This is a genomic window from Novosphingobium sp. NDB2Meth1, from assembly GCF_900117425.1.
Taxonomy (GTDB): Bacteria; Pseudomonadota; Alphaproteobacteria; order Sphingomonadales; family Sphingomonadaceae; genus Novosphingobium.
In genome coordinates this window covers 347,092-365,709 of sequence record NZ_FPEH01000032.1, presented here as the reverse complement: position 1 = coordinate 365,709, position 18,618 = coordinate 347,092, and the positions used below count along the sequence as shown (strand labels likewise).

16 protein-coding genes are annotated in these 18,618 nt (G+C 65.8%); 7 read left to right on the top strand and 9 right to left on the bottom strand.

Annotated elements, in window-relative coordinates; genetic code table 11:
* Positions 1 to 20 precede the first annotated feature (20 nt).
* The gene (gene galU / locus NDB2M1_RS19920; RefSeq protein ID WP_072384492.1) at positions 21 to 920 is read left to right on the top strand and encodes a UTP--glucose-1-phosphate uridylyltransferase GalU; all 900 of its coding nucleotides are present in this window, start codon (positions 21 to 23) and stop codon (positions 918 to 920) included.
* Positions 921 to 929: 9 nt separating this feature from the next.
* On the opposite strand, the gene NDB2M1_RS19915 is transcribed toward galU, so the two are convergent.
* The 6 genes from NDB2M1_RS19915 to NDB2M1_RS19890 all read right to left on the bottom strand — a co-directional run bounded on the left by NDB2M1_RS19915 (position 930) and on the right by NDB2M1_RS19890 (position 8,892).
* Positions 930 to 2,231 (bottom strand): cytochrome P450, encoded by a 1,302-nt coding sequence (locus tag NDB2M1_RS19915; protein WP_072384491.1) that lies wholly within the window; start codon positions 2,229 to 2,231, stop codon positions 930 to 932.
* Between the two features lie 23 nt (positions 2,232 to 2,254).
* Positions 2,255 to 3,793 (bottom strand): acyl-CoA synthetase, encoded by a 1,539-nt coding sequence (locus tag NDB2M1_RS19910; RefSeq protein ID WP_072384490.1) that lies wholly within the window; start codon positions 3,791 to 3,793, stop codon positions 2,255 to 2,257.
* Positions 3,794 to 3,978: 185 nt separating this feature from the next.
* On the bottom strand, positions 3,979 to 4,626 hold the full coding sequence (locus NDB2M1_RS19905; RefSeq protein ID WP_083555027.1) for a M23 family metallopeptidase: 648 nt from the start codon (positions 4,624 to 4,626) through the stop codon (positions 3,979 to 3,981).
* Positions 4,627 to 4,890: 264 nt separating this feature from the next.
* Positions 4,891 to 5,646 carry a ferritin-like domain-containing protein gene (locus tag NDB2M1_RS19900; RefSeq protein ID WP_231625121.1) on the bottom strand — a complete coding sequence of 252 codons (756 nt, stop codon included), beginning with the start codon at positions 5,644 to 5,646 and terminating at the stop codon, positions 4,891 to 4,893.
* Between the two features lie 46 nt (positions 5,647 to 5,692).
* Positions 5,693 to 6,166, bottom strand: coding sequence for a peroxiredoxin (locus NDB2M1_RS19895; RefSeq protein WP_054123644.1), 474 nt, complete (start codon positions 6,164 to 6,166; stop codon positions 5,693 to 5,695).
* Positions 6,163 to 8,892, bottom strand: a complete 2,730-nt coding sequence (locus NDB2M1_RS19890) for a bifunctional [glutamine synthetase] adenylyltransferase/[glutamine synthetase]-adenylyl-L-tyrosine phosphorylase (protein WP_072384487.1) — start codon at positions 8,890 to 8,892, stop codon at positions 6,163 to 6,165. The genes NDB2M1_RS19895 and NDB2M1_RS19890 overlap by 4 nt, the downstream gene beginning before the upstream one ends.
* Positions 8,893 to 9,020: 128 nt before the next feature.
* On the opposite strand from NDB2M1_RS19890, the gene NDB2M1_RS19885 reads away from it, so the two are divergent.
* Genes NDB2M1_RS19885 through NDB2M1_RS19865 form a run of 5 tightly spaced genes read left to right on the top strand, consistent with a single transcriptional unit; the run spans position 9,021 to position 15,650 of the window.
* Positions 9,021 to 10,697, top strand: a complete 1,677-nt coding sequence (locus NDB2M1_RS19885) for a M28 family metallopeptidase (RefSeq protein WP_072384486.1) — start codon at positions 9,021 to 9,023, stop codon at positions 10,695 to 10,697.
* A gap of 4 nt (positions 10,698 to 10,701) precedes the next feature.
* Positions 10,702 to 11,688: an agmatine deiminase family protein gene (locus NDB2M1_RS19880; protein WP_072384485.1), complete on the top strand. Its 987-nt coding sequence runs from the start codon at positions 10,702 to 10,704 to the stop codon at positions 11,686 to 11,688.
* 39 nt (positions 11,689 to 11,727) lie between these two features.
* Positions 11,728 to 12,849 carry a non-hydrolyzing UDP-N-acetylglucosamine 2-epimerase gene (gene wecB / locus NDB2M1_RS19875; RefSeq protein ID WP_072384484.1) on the top strand — a complete coding sequence of 374 codons (1,122 nt, stop codon included), beginning with the start codon at positions 11,728 to 11,730 and terminating at the stop codon, positions 12,847 to 12,849.
* Positions 12,839 to 14,158 (top strand): UDP-N-acetyl-D-mannosamine dehydrogenase, encoded by a 1,320-nt coding sequence (gene wecC / locus NDB2M1_RS19870; protein ID WP_072384483.1) that lies wholly within the window; start codon positions 12,839 to 12,841, stop codon positions 14,156 to 14,158. Before wecB ends, wecC begins: the two co-directional genes overlap by 11 nt.
* Positions 14,159 to 14,198: 40 nt before the next feature.
* Positions 14,199 to 15,650 (top strand): hypothetical protein, encoded by a 1,452-nt coding sequence (locus tag NDB2M1_RS19865; RefSeq protein ID WP_143146845.1) that lies wholly within the window; start codon positions 14,199 to 14,201, stop codon positions 15,648 to 15,650.
* On the opposite strand, the gene NDB2M1_RS19860 is transcribed toward NDB2M1_RS19865, so the two are convergent.
* From NDB2M1_RS19860 to NDB2M1_RS19850, 3 genes are read right to left on the bottom strand one after another with little or no spacing between them, the layout of a single operon-like run.
* A complete protein-coding gene (locus NDB2M1_RS19860; protein ID WP_083555026.1) occupies positions 15,591 to 16,571 on the bottom strand; it encodes a sterol desaturase family protein in 981 nt (326 codons plus the stop codon). The two genes, NDB2M1_RS19865 and NDB2M1_RS19860, sit on opposite strands and share 60 nt — an antisense overlap.
* Before the next feature lie 5 nt (positions 16,572 to 16,576).
* Positions 16,577 to 17,035 (bottom strand): hypothetical protein, encoded by a 459-nt coding sequence (locus NDB2M1_RS19855; protein WP_072384481.1) that lies wholly within the window; start codon positions 17,033 to 17,035, stop codon positions 16,577 to 16,579.
* Positions 17,032 to 17,466 (bottom strand): protein tyrosine phosphatase family protein, encoded by a 435-nt coding sequence (locus tag NDB2M1_RS19850; RefSeq protein WP_054123651.1) that lies wholly within the window; start codon positions 17,464 to 17,466, stop codon positions 17,032 to 17,034. Before NDB2M1_RS19850 ends, NDB2M1_RS19855 begins: the two co-directional genes overlap by 4 nt.
* A gap of 313 nt (positions 17,467 to 17,779) precedes the next feature.
* Here NDB2M1_RS19850 and NDB2M1_RS23370 point away from each other — a divergent pair, with 313 nt between their 5' ends.
* Positions 17,780 to 18,559, top strand: a complete 780-nt coding sequence (locus tag NDB2M1_RS23370; protein WP_054123652.1) for a cold-shock protein — start codon at positions 17,780 to 17,782, stop codon at positions 18,557 to 18,559.
* The last annotated feature ends 59 nt before the right edge of the window (positions 18,560 to 18,618 follow it).

Here is an 18,618-nt window from a genome sequence, read left to right as displayed (position 1 = left end):
GGTAGGGGATCAAAGTCGACATGTCCGGAAGCAATGCATCGCAGCCCGTCCGCAAGCCCGTCCGCAAGGCGGTGTTCCCGGTGGCGGGTATGGGTACGCGGTTTCTTCCGGCGACCAAAGCCATCCCCAAGGAAATGCTGCCGATTATCGACCGACCACTTATTCAGTACGCCGTCGACGAGGCGCGGGAAGCCGGGATCGAACAACTGATCTTCGTGACCGGGCGCGGCAAGACGGCCATCGTCGAGCATTTCGATACCGCTTTCGAGCTGGAGCGGACGATGAGCGACCGCGACAAGGACCTCTCGATTCTCGATGCCACCCGCATCCTGCCGGGCAATCTGGTGACAGTGCGCCAGCAAGTACCGATGGGACTAGGTCACGCGATCTGGTGTGCGCGTGCGATCGTGGGCGACGAACCGTTCGCGATCTTCCTTCCGGACGAGCTCATGATCGGCAAGCCGGGCTGCATGAAGGAAATGGTCGAGGCCTACAACGAAGTCGGCGGCAACCTGATCAGCGTGCTCGAAGTGCCGCAAGAAGAAGTTTCCAGCTACGGCGTGATCGCTCCGGGCGCGCGGATTTCCGACAAGCTGACTGAAGTGACCGGCCTCGTTGAAAAGCCCAAGCGGGAGGAAGCGCCTTCCAACCTGATTATCTCTGGCCGCTATATCCTGCAGCCGGAAGTGATGCGCACGCTGGAAGGTCAGGAAAGGGGCGCGGGCGGCGAGATCCAGCTGACCGATGCGATGGCCCGCATGATTGGCAGCCAGCCGTTCCACGCGGTGACCTTCACCGGGCGCCGGTTCGACTGCGGCAGCAAGGCCGGTTTCGTCGAGGCGACGCTGTCGCTGGCGCTTGAGCGGCCGGACATGGCGGACGACGTGCGCGAAATCATGCGGCGACTGCTGGCGCAGTAACGGCTTGGCTCAGGCCGCCGTCCACCGCAGTGGCAGGCGCTTGAGGCCACCGACGAACGTGGACTTGGCGCGAGCGGGTTCGCCAGCGAGTTCCACGCTCTCGAGCCGGTCGAGCAGAACCTCGAACAGGATGCGCATTTCAAGCCGCGCCAGATGGAGGCCGAGGCACTGGTGCGCACCTGCCCCGAAGGCGAGGTGACGATTGCCTTCGCGCGCTGCATCGAACCGGCGCGGATCGGAGAACTGCGACGGATCGTGGTTGGCCGCGACATAGTTGAGCATCAGCCAGTCGTCCTTGGCGATTTTCTGGCCGCCCAGTTCGGTATCCGCCGAGGCCGTGCGCATGAAGTGCTGCACCGGCGTCGTCCAGCGGATCGCTTCCTCGACGATACCGCCCAAGAGGCTGCGATCGGCCTTGACGCGGGCAAATTGCTCCGGATCGCGGGCGAGGGCGAGCATGGCGCCTGCGGTCGATGCGCTGGTCGTGTCATGCCCTGCGCTGGCCGTGATGATGTAGTACCCGGCGGTGACAACGTCATCGAGCGGCTGGCCATCGATGGTGCCGTTAGCGATGACGGTGGCGACGTCGTCGGTCGGGTTCTTGCGGCGTTCGGCGGCGAGCGCAGCGAAATAGGCCTCGAAGTCCTTGACTGCGCCGGCGACGATCTGGGTGATCATTTCAGGCGGCAAGTCCTTGATGCCGGACTGGTTGAGCTCTTCGTCCTGCCCGCCGAACATCTGCTGGGTGAGCACCAGCATGCGCTGCTCATCCGCCTCGGGCACGCCGAGAATCTGCATGACGACATGGAGCGGATAGGGGGAGGAGACGAGCTTGGTGAAATCGCCCTCGCCGCCGGCTTCAAGCAGGCGATTGACGGTGTTCTCGGCGATCTTGCGGGTGCGGTCCTCGATGGTGCGCAGGTTCTTGGGCATGAACCAGTCCTGCGTCAGACGGCGCAGCTTGGGATGGAGCGGCGCATCAAGCTGGACGAGTGATTGCACCAGATGTGGGCTGCCGCCGGTGATCGCGCGGGCCAGCGCATCGGTGCTGCGCAGGGCGAACACGGACGACTTGGGGTGGTTGAGGAAGGTCGTGTTGTCCTTGCTCGCGGCCATCACTTCGTCGAATCCGCTGACCAGCCAGAACGGCTCGTGCAGATCCGCGGACGAGACGACGCGGGCCACTTGCAGCCCCTCTTCGCGCAATGTGTCAAACTGATCGAGCAGCGGGTCCCACGCGGCATAGGCGGCTGGATCGATCACGGCGCGGCCGATCTCTTCGGGGACGATGCGGTCGGCAGTGGTGGCCATGGGTTATGTCCTGGAAAAAAGGGTCAAGCGGCGGCTGCGGCCGCGGCCTTGTATTCGTCGCGGAGCAGACGCTTGAACAGCTTGCCGGTGGGTTCGCGGGGCAGATCGGCGCGGAAATCGATCTGGCGCGGGAGCTTCACGCGGCTGAGCTGGGGGGCGAGCCAGGCGGTCAATTCTTCGGCGAGGGCGGGGCCGGCTTCCTCGAAGTCGTGCGGCTGGACGACGGCGACCACACGCTCGCCCATGTCCGGATCAGGCGCTCCTATCACGGCAACGTCGGCCACTTTTGGATGGGTTATGAGCAGGTTTTCGATCTCCTGCGGGTAAATGTTCACCCCGCCCGAAATGATCATGAAGCTCTTGCGGTCGGTGAGGAACAGGTAGCCGTCCTCGTCCTCCCAGCCCACGTCGCCGAGGCTGGTCCAGCCGTGCTTGTTGGTGGCATCGCGCGTCTTGTCAGGATCGTTGTGGTAGGCGAAGGGATTGCCGCCTTCGAAGAAGACCTGCCCTTCGGTGCCGCGCGGCACTTCATCGCCGTTCTCGTCGCAGATGCGGATTGTGCCGAGGAGGGCACGGCCAACCGAGCCGGGGCGCTGCAGCCATTCCGGGCTGGAGATGAAGGTGAAGCCATTGCCTTCGGTGCCGGCATAGTACTCGTTGAGCACCGGGCCCCACCATTCAATCATCGCCTGCTTGACCGGAACCGGGCAGGGAGCAGCGGCGTGGATCGCGCCGCGCAGCGAGGAAAGATCGTAGCGCGCACGAACCTCTTCAGGCAGCTTGAGCATACGCACGAAGTGCGTTGGCACCCACTGACTGTCGGTCACCTTGTAGCGCTCGATGGCCTCCAACGCCTTTTCGGCGTCGAACTTTTCCATGCAGACCACGGTGCCGCCGAAGCGGTGGACGGTCATCGACCAGCGCAGCGGAGCAGCATGGTAGAGCGGGGCGGGGGAGAGGTAGACCGCATCGGGACGAATGCCGAAGGGGCCGCCCGCCAACATGATGAGCGAATTGGCGGCGCCGATGGCGGGGTCTTCCGGCAGGGGTACGCGCACGCCTTTGGGCTTGCCGGTGGTGCCTGAGGAATAGAGCATGTCGCAGCCCGCGCGTTCGTCTGCAATCGGCTCGATCGGCATGGCTTCGAGCGCGGCGGCGAGATCTTGGTCGCCAGTGCCGCCGAGGCGCAGTTGCGGCACTTCGGGCGCTGCTTCGGCGACGGCATCCAGCAGATGTGTGAGCGTGCCACTGCCGACGAGCAGCTTGGCGCCGCTGTCACGCGCGATGTAGGCGACTTCGGGCGGGGCGAGGCGCGACGAGATGGCGACATAGACGATGCCGGCCCGCTGCGCGCCCCAGCACAGCGAGAAGAAGAACGGGTGGTTTTCGAAGCATAGCGCAATGGTGTCGCCGATCCCGATCCCGCGCGAGCGGAGCAGCTGGGCGAAGCGGTTGCTCTGCGCTTCGAGCTCTCCGTAGGTCACGACCTCGCCGCTGCCGGACATGATCACGGCAGGCTTTTCTGGGTTGGTCTTGGCGTGGATACTCGGGTGGTAGTGCATGCGCATCCTCTCAGGATCGGCGGCGCTGTCCGGCCGTCTTTCGCGAGAGTTTAACCGCACGATTAAGTCATGCAACGGGATTCGTCAGCCGACGCGATTTCCCCTGGCGTAGCGCACAAAAGAAGAAGGCGGCGCTTTCCGCCGCCTTCATCCCATCCTCTCCAAGATGAGCTGGTTCGCGGCGCTCAGCGCGCCAGCGGAGCCGGGACGTCGCTCTGCGCCAGAACGGTCTCGGTCGAGACGCCCGGGGCGACGGTCTGCATGTAGGGCATGGGGTTCACGGCTTCGCCGCCGATGCGCACTTCGTAGTGCAGGTGCGAGCCGGTCGAGCGGCCGGTCGAGCCGACGTAGCCGATCACGTCGCCCTTGCGAACGCGCTGGCCTTCGGCAACCGCGATACGCGACATGTGGCCGTAGCGGGTTTCCATGCCGCCGCCGTGCTCCAGCTCGACGAACAGGCCGTAACCACCAAACCAGTCCGCCTTTTCCACGATGCCATCCGCCGAAGCGTGGATCGGGGTGCCGGTGGTGGCGGGAAGATCGATGCCCTTGTGCGCGCGCATGCCGCCAAGGACGGGGTGGACGCGCATGCCGAAGCCGCTGCTCATGGCGCGGTTCGTTGAAATGGGAACGAGCGAGGGGATCGAGACGCTGTTGTTGCGCTGGGCAGGAGCGATGGCGGCGCCGACTTGCGAACCGCCTTCAAGGGCCTTCCAGCTGGCGAACAGCTTGTGGAATTCATCATCAGCGGGGGCGGCAGTGGTGCCGTTGCGGGCGGCCTCGGCGGCGCGGAGCGGGGCGGCAATATCGGCTGATGCGGCGCTGTTCGCCATGGCAGGAGCCGAGAAGAAACAGGCGGCAGCACCAATCGAGCCAATCACCAGTTTCAAAATCTTGTTGTTAACCATTACGACCCGCTAACCCTTAATCGCCTTGGTCCTGCAGCGTCATTTGCGCTGCTGAGACCGAAACCGATCCACCTGGAGCTTCCCAACGGCCCGCCGGATCATTCCGGTCTGCCTGAAAAGTTCCCTGAGACTGTGCGGAAAACCCCTCCCGCTGCCTCGCCGGAAACGGGTTAGGGGGAAGTGTCTTAATCAGACAACCCCTGTCATCAATTCGTACGACAAACCGGCAGCACGACGCGCCGAGTCGTTGAACGGTGGCTTAACAGCCCCGCGGAAATGCCGCGCCACAAGGGTTTTCCAGAGGTCGGGCGGCGATTCACCGCGTTCGTCGCACAATTTCAGGAAGTGCGTTGTGCCGTAGCGCACATGCCGAATCTCATCGCCCAGGATGCGTTCGAGGATACGTGCGGAGCGCAGATCCCCGGCGGCGGTAAACCGCTCGATCGTCACGGGGGTAACGTCAAGGCCGCGCGCTTCGAGCACCATCGGCACCACAGCGAGGCGCGCAGCGGGATCATGTGCCGTTTCGCGCGCCGCGTCCCACAGCCCGTCGTGTGCCGGAAGCGCACCATAATCCGATCCCAGCGTGCGTAACCTGCGGGCGAGCAATGAAAAATGCATCGCTTCGTCCGCCGCAACGTCGAGCCAGTCGGTAACGAACTCTGGCCCGCGCTGTTCACCAAAACGCCCGGCCGCATCCAGCGCGAGGTCTATCGCGACGAACTCGATATGCGCGAGGGCATGAAGCAGCGCGAGCCGTCCGCGCTCCGACCCGCCGCGCCCACGCTTGGGCATGGCGTTGGGCGGTAGCAATTCGGGCCGTGCGGGGCGCGCGGGCTCATCGGGCATCGCGACATCGAACATGAATGCCAGACGCCCCGCTGCCCAGTCACGCCGGACGGCGCGCGCTGCCATGGCCTTGGCCGCAGGATCCGCGGTGAGCATGGCTCCGCGGATCGCAGCGGCAACGGATGCTTGGGTCATCGCCGGATTAGAGCGCTCTGGCAGCGGCGAGGACTTCCTCGGCGTGGCCCTTGACCTTCACTTTCGACCAGACCTGCGCGATCTTGCCATCGGTACCGACGAGATAAGTCGTGCGCTCCATGCCCATGTAGGTGCGGCCATACATCGACTTTTCGGTCCAGATGCCGAGCGCGTCGGACAGTCCGCCTTCTTCGGCATCAGTCGCAAGCGGCGCAGCGAGGCCGTGCTTCTCGATGAACTTGAGGTGCTTCTTGGGCGGGTCCTTGCTCACGCCGAGCAGCGCCGTGCCGGCCGCCCCGAACTCCGCCGCGAGGCTCGAGAAGTCCTTGTTCTCGGTCGTGCAGCCGGGTGTATCGTCCTTGGGATAGAAGAACAGCACCAGCTTGCGACCACGAAAATCGGACGGCTTCACCGTGCCGCCTTCGGGCGTGGTCATGGCAATGTCAGGCAGCGGGCTGCCCGCGCCGATGGTATCGCTCATTCAACAATCTCCAGTTCTTCGCCAAATATCGTGTGCCAGCAGGCCGCGATGGCGTGGCGGGCTGCCAGCACGGCCGCCAGCAGTTCCGGCCAATCGGTCAGGCCGCATGCCCGTGCGACGATAGCGCGGCTGGCTTCGGGCGGATAGCGTCCGTCGGGGGCAACGAGGCGCACGGCAATCAGCAGCCGCGCAAGCAGATCGTGTGCGAGGCGCAGGGGGCAGGGCAGCAGCTTGGCCGCCGTGAGGCTGTCTACTGCACGCCCGAGATCGGGATCGAATCCGGACCGCTCGCGCAGCTGCAGGTAGTGGACGAGGAATTCGAGATCGACGAGCCCGCCGCGCGCGAGCTTAACGTCGAGCGGGCCGGCGGGCGGTTTGTGCTGCGCCATCTCGGTGCGCATCGCGAGCACGTCGGCCCTTAGTTTGTCCGGATCGCGCGGACGATGAAGTACGTCTGCGATGATCGCCGAGAGCGCGGCGCAGTCTTCCGGCGAACCGAACAAGGGCCGCGCGCGGCACAGCGCCATGTGCTCCCAGGTCCATGCGTCCTCGCGCTGATACCGCGCAAAACTTTCGAGGCTTACGGCGATGGGGCCCTGGGCACCGCTGGGGCGGAGGCGGACATCGACTTCATAGAGAGCGCCGGCGGCAGTCGGGGCCGAAAGTGCTGCGATCACGCGCTGGGTGAGGCGGTTGAAATAAAGCGTGCTGCCGAGCGGGCGGGTCCCGTCGGATTCGCCGGTGTGATCGCCGCTGAACAGGAACACGATGTCGAGATCGGAGGCATGGGTCAGCGCCGCGCCGCCTAGCCTGCCAAGCCCGAGGATGACGAGTTCGCTACCGGCGATCTTGCCATGCGCGCGGACAAATTCTGCGGTCGCCGCTTCGGAGAGGACCAAGATAGCCGCTTCAGCAAGGCGCGAGAGCGCGGCGGCAACGTCGAGCGGATCGCGCCAGGTCTCGCCGAGCTGGCTCTCGATCAGCTGGACGCCGAGGGCGAAGCGCCACTCGCCGACCTTGCGGCGCACCGCATCGAGCAGGCACTGGTAATCGTCGCCCGCCTCGCAGCGGCGGAATTCGGCGACGAGGCTTTCGACGCTGCCGGGCAAATCGAAAGCGCTGCGATCGATCAGGGTGTCAAGCAGGTCAGAGCGGCGGGCGAGTTCGTCCGCCAATGTGGGCGCATGGGCAAGCACGCGCATGACGACGCCGAGGAGCGCGGGGCGTGCTTCGAGCAATTGGAAGATGTTGATCGCGCTGGGGAGGCCAGCGAGCAGGCCTTCCCACCTGAGGAGGGCGCGCTCCGGATCAGGCGCGGCGGCGAGGGCGCCGAGCAGCGTATCGCGCAGGCGGGCGAAAGCGGCGCGGGCTTCGGCGCTGCGCAGGGCGCGGTACTGGCCGTTTTCCCAGCTCTCGATGCGGGTTGCGAGCGCGCCGGGTTCGCTGAAGCCTAGGGCTTTCAGTTCCTGCTCGAGCGGCCGCGTGGTGACGGGCACCGCCCCGGTCGGGGCGTAGGTGGCGATCAGGTTGTCGAAGCGGGTGCCTACGGTTTCTGAGATCTGCGCGAGTTCTTCGACCAGCGCGGTGCCGGAGGGCAGGCCATCCAGCCGCGCGACGGCTTCGAGCATCGCGGGATCGGTCGGCAGGCTGTGCGTCTGCTGGTCGGCGATCATCTGCAGGCGGTGTTCGAGCGTGCGCAGGCGGTCGTAGCTCTCGCCCAGCAGCGCGGCGTCTTCGGTGGCGACGATGCCCGCTTCGGCCAGCGCATCAAGCGCGGCGCGGGTGCCGCGCAGGCGCAACGCGGGGTTGCGGCCGCCGTGGATGAGTTGATGGGTCTGGGCGAAGAATTCGACCTCGCGGATTCCGCCGCGGCCGCGCTTGAGGTCGTAACCGGGGCCGACCGCCTGCCCAACGGCGTAGTGGTCGCGGATGCGCGTGGTGAGGCGGCCGATCTCGGCGATCGCGCCGAAATCGAGGCTGCGGCGCCAGACGAAGGGGCGGATGGCATCAAGGAAGGCTTGCCCGGCTGCGATATCTCCCGAGGCGGGGCGGGCGCGGATGAAGGCGGCGCGTTCCCAGGCAAGGGCACTCGATTCGTAGTGCGTTATCGCGGCGACGAAGGGGAGAGCTAGGGGGGTGACTTCGGCGGCCGGGCGGAGGCGCAGGTCAACGCGGAAGACATAGCCGTCGCCGGTGACCGCGCCGAGCAGTTCGACGACGGTGCGCGCGATGCGCTGGGCGGCCTCGGCCGGATCGTCGCGCTCGCGGCGGGGGAGGAGGTCGGGATCGTAGAGCAGGATCGGGTCGATGTCGGACGAGTAGTTGAGCTCGCCCGCGCCGTGCTTGCCGAGCGCGATGGCGGAGAAGCCCTGCGGCTCGGCATCGGGCAGGCGGCGGCCCATGGCGGCGATGATGGCGGCGTCGAGCGCGTGGTCGGCAAAGGTGGAGAGTTCGGCCATGACGCGCGCGAGGGGGAGCGCGCCCGCGAGATCGCCGATGGCAAGCGCGACGGCGAGGGCGAGGCGCTGGCGGCGCAGGGCAATGCCGGTGTCGGCCTCGTTTGCGCCAGCCTGGTGGGCCGCAGTGAGGGCATCCTCGATCCGCCCGGCCTGCAGCAAGGCCTCGAGTTCGGGCAAGCGATCGAGCCCGCGGGCAAGGAACGGCGCTTCGGCGCGGGCGCGGTGGAGGGCGTGCGCCCAGTCCGCTGTGTGGCTGGTGCCGGTCATCCGGGTGCGATGCACGGTCGGCGCCACGCGATCAAGCGCGCGCGTGCGGCTTGCCAGCGGGCGGGGGCTCTGCCACCTCTGCGCGCCATGCCGGAAAGGGCGATGTGATTGGTATGAGGGATACGAGGATGAAGATCGGCAAATCGTTTGGTCGCAAGGCTTTGGTCCTGCTCTGCGGGGCTGCGCTGGCAATGCCGCTGGCCGCAAGCGGTGCGGCCCCGGCGGTCCCGGCGGTTGACGAAGCGTTGATGCGTGAGACGATCCGCACGCTCTCGTCCGACGAATTCGAGGGGCGGGGCCCGGGGACGGCGGCCGAGCCCAAGACGCTCGAGGCGATCATCGCGCGGTTCAAGGCAGCGGGGCTTCAGCCGGGGAACAAGGGGCAGTGGCTGCAGGATGTGCCCACGGCGACGATCAAGGCGATCAACAAGAGCCCGCTGACTGTGACCGGCGGTGCGCAGGTGCTGACGTTCCAGCCTTCGAGCGATTTCGTGGCTGGCAGCTATCGCATCACGCCGCAAACGCAAGTGAAGGACAGCGAGCTGGTCTTCGTCGGTTATGGCATCAATGCGCCGGAGCTGGGCTGGAACGACTATGCCGGGATCGACATGAAGGGGAAGACGGCGGTCATCCTCGTCAACGATCCGGACTACGCGATGGAAGGCGAGAACGGCCTCTTCCGCGGGCGCCGCATGACCTACTACGGGCGCTGGACCTACAAGTTCGAGGAGGCCGCGCGGCAGGGCGCGACGGGGGCGCTGATCATCCACGATACGTTCCCGGCGGCTTATGGCTGGCAGGTGGTCGAATCGAGCTGGTCGGGCGCGCAGCACTTCGTGCAGACCGCCAATGACGGCGCGGACCAGACCGTGGCGAACGGCTGGATCCAGAAGCCGGTGGCCGAGGCGATCCTCAAGGCGGCGGGCAAGGACCTTGCTGCGCTGACGGCGGCGGCGCAGCAGAAGGGCTTCATGCCGGTGCCACTTGGCCTGAAGGCCAACCTCTCGTTCGACAACACGATCGAGAAGGCCAACTCGCACAACGTTGTCGGCCTGCTGCCGGGCAAGACGCGTCCCGCTGAGTACGTTCTCTATAGCGCGCATTGGGACCATCTTGGCCGCTGCAAGCCCGATGCGACGGGCGATGACATCTGCAACGGCGCGGTCGACAATGCGACCGGCGTCGCCGCGTTGGCAGCGCTGGCGAAGATGAACGCGGCGGCGGGCCGGGCGGCGCGCAGCCAGGTTTTCCTTGCGGTCACGCTGGAAGAATCGGGCCTGCTCGGCTCCGAATACTACGCGCAGAACCCTGTCTTCCCGCTGGCGAAGACGGTCGGCGGGGTGAACATGGATGCGCTGGCGGTAGGCGGTCCCGCCAAGGACATTACCGTGACCGGCGGCGACAAGTCCGAGCTGACGGCGATCCTGCGCAAGGTGGAAGGCGAGATGGGTCTGCGCGAATCTCCCGAAGAGCATCCCGAGCGCGGCCATTACTACCGCTCGGACCACTTCAGCCTCGCCAAGCGCGGCGTGCCGATGTTCGACGTCGGGCGCGGGGTCGATCTCGTCAACGGCGGCACCGCAGCCGGGCAGGCGGCTTCGGACGATTACGTCAACGTGCGCTACCACCAGCCGAGCGACGATTATCAGGAAAGCTGGGACATCTCCGGCATGGTGCAGGACGTGAAGCTGTTCTACCGCCTGGGCCGCGAGCTTGCCGACAGCAATGTCTGGCCCAACTGGCACCCCAACGACGAATTCCGCGCGGTTCGCGACAAGAGCCTCGCCGCAGCAAAGGGCAAGTGATCCCATGACCGACACTGCGCTGCGGATGCCGCCGGAATGGCATCCGCAGGACTGGCTCTGGATCGGATTTCCGCATCTGGCGGAGGAATGGTCCGGCGTGATCGAGGCCGCACAAGTGCAGATCGCGGCGTTCGCCAGCGCTGTGGCCGACAGCGGTCAGCGAGTCCGCCTGATCGTACGCGATGCGGCGAACGAAGCGCGGGCGCGGAGTCTAGTTTCTAGCGCGGTGAGGCTGGAGCGCCGGGTCTATGGCGACGTCTGGCTGCGCGATACCGGGCCGCTGGTTGTTTGCGGCGAGAGTGAGCGGCGCGCGCGGCTGTTCGGCTTCAATGGCTGGGGCGGCAAGTATCTGATGCCGGGGGATGAAGCGATCGGGGCTGATCTGGCCGCCAGTGCCGGGCTTGCCGCCGACCGCTGTGACTGGATTCTCGAAGGCGGTGCGCTTGATGGCGATGGCACCGGGCTAGTCGCGACGACGGCGCAGTGCCTGCTCAATCCGAATCGCAATCCCGCGCTTTCGCAAGGCGATCTTGAGGCCCGCCTTGCGCGTGATCTTGGCTACGACCGGGTGCTGTGGCTGGGGGATGGCCTGATCAACGACCATACCGACGGGCATGTCGACAACCTCGCCCGCTTCGTGGCGCCGAACCGACTGGCCTTGCCGCGTGCGACGGGGCCGAATGATCCCAATGCCGCGATCTATGCGGATGCGGCGGCGCGGGCGCGCGATTTCGGGGTCGAGGTTGTGGAAGTCCCTTCGCCGGGGCTGGTCGAGTGGAGCGGCATGGTCCAGCCGGCGAGCTACATGAACTTTGTGATTGCGAACAATGCGGTGATCGTGCCGGTGTTTGGTACGCAACATGACGATGATGGCGTCGCCGCGATTGCCGAACTGTTTCCGGGGCGCGCGGTGATCGGGCTGATGGCCGATGCGGTGCTGGCCGGCGGCGGCGGCTTTCACTGCTCCAGCCAGCAGATGCCTTCCGCCTGATTATGCGCCCCTTAACCCGGCGGTGTTAGGGGGCTTGGCATGACACAGACGATTCTCGTGGTCTTCGGCACCCGGCCGGAAGCGATCAAGATGTTTCCGGTGGTGCATGCGCTCGCCTCCGATCCGCGCTTTCGCGTGGTGACCTGCGTTTCGGCGCAGCACCGGGGCATGCTCGATCAGGTCCTGGCGATTGCCGGGATCGTGCCGGACCATGATCTCGATCTGATGAAGCCCGACCAGACACTCGATGGGCTGACCGCCGCGCTGCTTACAGGGCTCGGCGGCGTGATGGATGCCCAGAAGCCGGACTGGGTGGTGGTTCAGGGCGATACCGCGACGGCGATGGCGGGGGCTTTGGCGGCCTACTATCGCAAGATTCCGGTGGCCCATGTCGAAGCTGGGCTGCGCAGCCACAATATCTATCACCCTTGGCCGGAAGAGGTGAACCGCAAGATCATCGGCACCATTGCCGCGCTACACTTCGCGCCGACCGAGACTTCGGCCGCTGCGCTGCGGGCGGAGAATGTGGCGGCCGATGCTATCCACGTGACCGGCAACACGGTGATCGACGCCTTGCAGTGGGTGTCCGCGAAGATCGAGGCCGAACCGGCGCTGGCCAATGGCCTTGCCGATCTCGAAGCGCGTTTTGCGGGCAAGCGGATCATCGGCGTTACCAGCCACCGACGGGAGAACTTCGGCGGCGGCCTTGAAGCCATTGCCGAGGCAATCCGGCAGATTGCCGCCCGGCCCGATGTCGCGCTGATCTTCCCGGTCCATCCCAATCCGAATGTCCGCAAGGTGGTGGAAGGTGCGCTTGGCGACCTTCCCAATGTCGCGCTGATCGAGCCGCTCGACTACCCGCATTTCGCCCGCCTGCTGGGCCTTGCCGAGATCATGCTGACCGACAGCGGCGGGGTGCAGGAAGAAGCGCCAGCGCTGGGCAAGCCGGTGCTGGTGATGCGCGAGACGACCGAGCGGCCCGAGGGCGTCGAGGCTGGCACCGCCAAGCTCGTGGGCACCGAAACCACCCGGATAGTTTCCGAAATCTTTACCCTGCTCGACGATAAGGCTGCCTATTCGGCCATGGCGCGCGCGCACAATCCCTTCGGGGACGGGCACGCCGCGCGGCGTATCGTGGAGCTCTTGGGGAATGTCCGCTAAAATCGGCAACGGTGATGTGAAGCCGCAGGTCTGCGTTGTCGGGCTCGGCTATATCGGACTTCCCACGGCCGCGATCATTGCCCGCTCCGGCTGCCCAGTGCTCGGCCTTGATGTGACGCAGAGCGTGGTCGACACGATCAACCGCGGCGAGATCCATATCGAGGAAGTCGATCTCGATGGCCTCGTGCAGGGTGTCGTACAGCGCGGCTTGCTGCGCGCCTCGACCCAGATCGAGCCCGCCGACGTCTTCGTCATTGCAGTGCCGACCCCGTTCGCCAAGGACGGCCATCACACGCCGGACGTCTCCTACGTGCAGGCTGCCGCCAGCGAAGTCGCCGGCGTGCTCAAGGCTGGCGACGTGGTGATCCTCGAATCGACCAGTCCCGTCGGCACGACCGAGATGATGCGCGATCTGATGGCGGGCCTGCGTCCTGACCTCAAGTTCCCCGGCCTGACGCGCGAGACGCCCGATGTCTCGATCGCCTATTGCCCCGAGCGGGTGCTGCCGGGCCGCATTCTCGAAGAGCTGACCAACAACGACCGCTCGATCGGCGGCATCACGCCGCGTTGTGCTCGCAAAGCACTGGCGTTCTACAAGCGCTTCGTGCGCGGGACCTGCGTCACTACGGATGCGCGCTCGGCCGAGATGACCAAGCTGGTCGAAAACGCCTATCGCGATGTGAACATTGCCTTCGCCAACGAGCTTTCGATCGTGGCAGACCGCATGGGCCTCGACGTGTGGGAAGTGATCCGCCTCGCCAACCGCCATCCGCGCGTGAACATTCTGCAGCCGGGCCCCGGCGTCGGCGGGCACTGCATTGCGGTCGATCCGTGGTTCATCGTCGCGAGCGCACCCGAACACACCCCGTTGATTCGCGCCGCACGCGGCGTGAACGACCAGAAGATGCACCATGTGATCGAGCGTGCCACGCAGCTGATCGACGCGCATCCCGAAGCGCGCATTGCCTGCCTCGGCCTCGCCTTCAAGGCGAACATCGATGACTTCCGCGAAAGTCCGGCGCGTTTTGTCGCGGCGCGGATCGCGCGCAAGTATGGCAAGCGCGTCAGCGTCGTGGAGCCCTATGCGCAGGCGCTGCCGGTCGAGTTCACCGATACCGGGGCGGGCCTGATCGATCTCGATGACGCGCTTGAGACCTGCGATCTGCTTGTTGTGCTGGTCGATCATGATGTGTTCAAGGTTGTCCCGCTCGCCGAGCGCAGCGGCAAGGTCGTCTATGACACGCGCGGCATCTGGCCCGATCAGCCCGATGCGGACACGGCCGGCACCGCACTGCGCCTCGCGAGCTGATGCGATGCGGGCGGGCCTGCCCGTTGCTGGAAGGATCGCCATGAGAGTTCCATTGTGGCTCGCAGCCGGAGCGGCGCTGCTCGGCACGATCGGCTGCAGCGGGCTCGGCAGCGAATCAAATGCGCAGACCGCGCCGCATAAGGCAGCCGTGCCGCCGCTGCAGCCGGTGGTCCCGACGGAATTGCCGCCGCCGCATACGCCAGCCGAATACGCCGCGCACGATGCGAGCTATCCCTTCTACATGCCGATGCGCGGGCTGCGCCGTCCGGCGAACCGCTTCTTCGTGAAGTGCGATGCTTCGCAGGCCGCGGGCCGCGAAGTCTATCAGGGCAACGATGTCGCCGCGCTCTATGGCCGGGCCGAAGGCGGCATGGAGTTCGTCTACGAGGCGCGTGACCGTGCCGGGCGCCCCTGTGTCTATCCTTTTGCGCCGAACCTGCCAGATATCACCGGTAACCTTGATGGCACGCAGTACATGTTCCGCTCGTCGATACCGGGGGAGCGGGTGACATTCCGGACGGGCGACCAATGGGCTGTCCTGCGGATGCGTGCGCTCGACATGGGCCGGGCCCGCATCCACTTCGAACTGCGCGATATCGAGCTTGATTTTCCGGGCGCGGTCCAGCCGATGGGGGCGCTGCATCTCGAGACCTATGGCGGTGCGCCGCCGGGGCTGTTTACGGCAGTGCTGCGGCGCGCGAGGATCTTCGGGGGCAAGAATGCGATCTTCGCACCCGGCGGCGAGACCATGATCTATGCCGAAGACAGCGAGATCATGGGCAATGTCGGCGGCAACGCCGATCAGGAGCATTCGACCTACATCAACGGCACGCTCGTCTCGCATTTCCGCAATGTGCGCTGGCAGGGGCAGCAGGGCTGGCGTGACATTGCGAGCGGGCATCAGCTGAAGGACAAGGCCTATCTGCGCATCTACGAGAACGTTACCGTCTCGAACGCGCCCGGGCTTGGTTCGCCCTCCGCGATGCCGCTGATCGATGCGAGTTCATTCGGCTTCACCTGGTCGAACAACCTCAGGATCGAGCGGGTGCAGCCCTATCAGCCCCCGCGCGAGGCGCTGGTCGATCTGCGCAGCGAGATTCTCTACGGCAATCCGCAGCACTATCCTTGGCCGGTGATCGCGACATCCGATTGGCGCATGCCTGCAGTGCCTCTCTCGGCGCTCGACAAGGTGTACCTCTCGGTCTTCTTCAACACCGATGTGCGCAGCTTCCGCAACGAACCCTATGTCTTTGCGCTGCGCCCGTGGGGGCGTGGCTTCGAGCCGGGGACGGCGACCATCGCGGGTGAGGGGCTTACGCTGAAGAGCGAGCAGCGCACGGTTTCGCTGGCGTTCGGCACGCGCGGGACGTTCGGCAAAGTCTATTCAGCAGACGGCTGGACCTATGCGAACCCCCAGCTCGCGGACGACATGCTATGGGTGGCTGACCGCGATGCCTTCATCCGCCATGCGCTGGGGCTCATCGGGCGCTAGGTATCCGTTGCGCTCCATCCAGCGGGCGCGGATCGTGTCGCTGCTGTCGCGGCTGCCATCGTGGCTCCAACCGGGTTCGCGCACCAGATAGGCCAGCTTGTAGCGCCATGGGGCGACGGCGAAGTCCTTCAGCATGCCCTTCCATTCGTGGAACACGCTGTGGAGCAGGTTGAATGTGCCGAGCTGGCGGATCACGCCATAACGCGCCGGTTCCTCGTCGAGTTCAGGCTGGAAGGTGCCGAACAGGCGGTCCCAGAACATGAACACACCCGCATAGTTGCGGTCGAGGTAGAGCGGATTGGTCGCGTGGTGGACGCGGTGGTGCGAAGGGGTGTTGAAGATCCATTCGAACCAGGCGGGCATGCGGCGGACAGCTTCGGTGTGGATCCAGAACTGACCGACCGTGTTGGCCGCGCCCGCTGTGAGCAGCATCTCCGGCGGCACGCCGATGAAGGCGGGCCAGATGCGGAACACGAATGACAGCGCCAGCGGGCCGGTCCAGGTCTGCCGCAATGCGGTGCTCAGGTTGTAGTGCTGGCTGGTGTGGTGGTTGACGTGCGCCGCCCAGAACCAGCGGACGCGGTGTCCGGTGCGGTGGGCCCAGTAGTAGTTGAAATCATCGAACACGAGCACCGCCATCCACGACCACCAAGCGTAGGGCACCGTTGCAACCCGGTGGGCGTAAAGCCATGTTGCGGCAGCATAGATCGCGCCCGCAACGAGGGCTCCGGCGATCGTGCTGCCAAGGCCCATGAGCAGCGACGTCAGCATATCGCGCGCTTCATACGCATCGGGCGCATGGCGGCGTGCCCAGGCGATTTCGATCAGGATCAGCGCGACAAAAGCCGGGACCGCATAGGCGATCGCGTCGATCGGATGAGTGATCGGGGTGGCGAGCGCCGCAAGCATCGGTGCGATCATCTCGTTCATGCGCGGGCTCCCAGCCGGCGGAGGCTGGCTGCCCAGACTTGCGCCCGCTCGCCCAGATCGAGCGTGATGCTGCCGAAGTGAGGATCTTCTGTCGACAGCGTCAGGAACCCGCGATCCAGACGGGCACCGGCATGCGAGGACAGCACGCGGGCGGCGAATCGCGCCCCATGCCGCCGGATGAGCATGACTTCGCCCGCGCTGTTGCGCAAAAGGGCGCCGATGCGGGCGCGATCAAGTGCGACTTCGATCGGATCAAAGCCGCAGCGCGCCTCTTCCGCGAGCGCCCGCGCTGCCGCCTCGTCGGCGATCCGCACGTCACTGCCCATGCCCAGCGCACGGACCAGCGCGAAGACAAGCAGAACTGCGATGAGCGAGCCGAGCGACTGCAGGGCAATGCCTGCACCGGGAATCGCAAGGAGAGCGCTGATCGACACGGCCGAGAATGCCTGCCTCACCGCGCCTGCGCGGCGAGGAAATCGATCTGCGGCATGATCGGGCTGACGTCGTACCCGGCACCAGCAGCATGGGACGCGATAACTTCCGGCGCCATGCCCGACCGCGCCTGGGCGAGCGCCCAAAGCAACGTGGACCGCGTGCCCGAGCGGCAATAGGCCAGAACCGGCTTGTCACCGGCTTCCGCCAGCGCGGCCTGCATTGCCTCGACCTGCGGCATCGAGAATCCGGCATGCGTCACCGGGATCGCGACATAGGCGATGCCGGCCGCCTTGGCGGCAGCTTCGATCTCGGCACCCGGCGTCTGGTCTGGCGACTCGTCTTCCGGCCGGTTGTTGATGATCATGCCGATTCCAAGCGCCTGCGCTTCGGCGACGTCTGCCAGTTCGATTTGGGGGCTGGCGAAAGTCTTGTCATCGATCTTGCGGAACATGGCAGCCGTCTCTCTCCAATGCCTAAGCGCTCTCGGCGTCTTGCGCCGCGCCGACGCTTGGGGTCCGCTTTGCCGAAAGCCTCTGTCAAGGGCAAGTGTCACCAGAACATGGTAGAAAGGCCACACTCTTTGGTCGCCACGTTGTGCCCGGCAACGAATCCGTTCGCACTGGAGCCTTTTGTTGGCTATAGTCTTAACTGCAGAGGATCAGGCGAGCAGAGTCTCGCGCGTTTCCCTTGTTGTGCCGTCGGCAGCCGCGTCCGGCTTGCGGCACCCAGGAAAGCAGGGGCGGAACGAAGGTTTATTGGTTTTTATGGGTTTTGACAGAGGGCGGCGGGGTCGCGGACGCGACAAGCGCGATGGTTTCGGTGACGAGGGCGGCTTCGACCCCTACGGCGGCGGTGGTTTCGGCGGCGGCGGTTTTGATCGCGGCGGTTTCGGCGGCGGTGGTCGCGGTGGCTTTGGCGGCGGTGACCGTGGCGGTTTCGGCGGCGGTGATCGCGGCGGTTTCGGCGGCGGTGATCGCGGCGGTTTCGGCGGCGGTCCGCGCGGCGGCGGTGGTGGCGGCGGCGGCTTCGGCGGCCCGCGCGGCGGCGGCATGCCGGCCCAGGTCGTCGGCACCGGCAAGGGCGTCGTCAAGTTCTTCAATGGCCAGAAGGGCTTCGGCTTCATCCAGCGCGAAGATGGCGGCGAAGACGTGTTCGTCCACATCAGCGCGGTTGAGCGTGCGGGCCTCGAAGGCCTCGCCGAAGGCCAGCAGCTTGAATTCAACCTCGTCGATCGCGGCGGCAAGATCTCGGCAGCCGATCTGCAGGTCGTCGGTGATGTGATCGCCGTTGCGGCCAAGCCGGCCGCTCCCCAGCGTCAGCTGACCGGCGAAAAGGCGACCGGCACGGTCAAGTTCTTCAACGCCATGAAGGGCTTCGGCTTCATCACCCGTGATGATGGCCAGCCGGATGCCTTCGTGCACATCAGCGCTGTCGAGCGTTCGGGCATGCGCGAGCTGAACGAGGGCGACAAGCTCGAGTTCGATCTCGAAGTCGATCGGCGGGGGAAGTACTCGGCAGTCAATCTGGTGCCCCGACAAGACTGATAGCGGCGTGTGGTCCTTCGGCCAGTCGGCTGAAGACCTGTGCCACCGACATCTACAGA

Excerpts from the sequence above, each read along its gene's own strand:
- NDB2M1_RS19850 (WP_054123651.1), bottom strand. The coding sequence starts at position 17,466 with ATGTTCCGCAAGATCGATGACAAGACTTTCGCCAGCCCCCAAATCGAA.
- NDB2M1_RS19865 (WP_143146845.1), top strand. The coding sequence starts at position 14,199 with ATGAGAGTTCCATTGTGGCTCGCAGCCGGAGCGGCGCTGCTCGGCACG.
- NDB2M1_RS19905 (WP_083555027.1), bottom strand. The coding sequence starts at position 4,626 with ATGGCGAACAGCGCCGCATCAGCCGATATTGCCGCCCCGCTCCGCGCC.
- galU (WP_072384492.1), top strand. The coding sequence starts at position 21 with ATGTCCGGAAGCAATGCATCGCAGCCCGTCCGCAAGCCCGTCCGCAAG.
- NDB2M1_RS23370 (WP_054123652.1), top strand. The coding sequence starts at position 17,780 with ATGGGTTTTGACAGAGGGCGGCGGGGTCGCGGACGCGACAAGCGCGAT.
- NDB2M1_RS19885 (WP_072384486.1), top strand. The coding sequence starts at position 9,021 with ATGAAGATCGGCAAATCGTTTGGTCGCAAGGCTTTGGTCCTGCTCTGC.
- NDB2M1_RS19915 (WP_072384491.1), bottom strand. The coding sequence starts at position 2,231 with ATGGCCACCACTGCCGACCGCATCGTCCCCGAAGAGATCGGCCGCGCC.
- wecB (WP_072384484.1), top strand. The coding sequence starts at position 11,728 with ATGACACAGACGATTCTCGTGGTCTTCGGCACCCGGCCGGAAGCGATC.
- NDB2M1_RS19880 (WP_072384485.1), top strand. The coding sequence starts at position 10,702 with ATGACCGACACTGCGCTGCGGATGCCGCCGGAATGGCATCCGCAGGAC.
- NDB2M1_RS19890 (WP_072384487.1), bottom strand. The coding sequence starts at position 8,892 with ATGACCGGCACCAGCCACACAGCGGACTGGGCGCACGCCCTCCACCGC.
- NDB2M1_RS19895 (WP_054123644.1), bottom strand. The coding sequence starts at position 6,166 with ATGAGCGATACCATCGGCGCGGGCAGCCCGCTGCCTGACATTGCCATG.
- wecC (WP_072384483.1), top strand. The coding sequence starts at position 12,839 with ATGTCCGCTAAAATCGGCAACGGTGATGTGAAGCCGCAGGTCTGCGTT.
- NDB2M1_RS19860 (WP_083555026.1), bottom strand. The coding sequence starts at position 16,571 with ATGATCGCACCGATGCTTGCGGCGCTCGCCACCCCGATCACTCATCCG.
- NDB2M1_RS19910 (WP_072384490.1), bottom strand. The coding sequence starts at position 3,793 with ATGCACTACCACCCGAGTATCCACGCCAAGACCAACCCAGAAAAGCCT.
- NDB2M1_RS19900 (WP_231625121.1), bottom strand. The coding sequence starts at position 5,646 with ATGCTCACCGCGGATCCTGCGGCCAAGGCCATGGCAGCGCGCGCCGTC.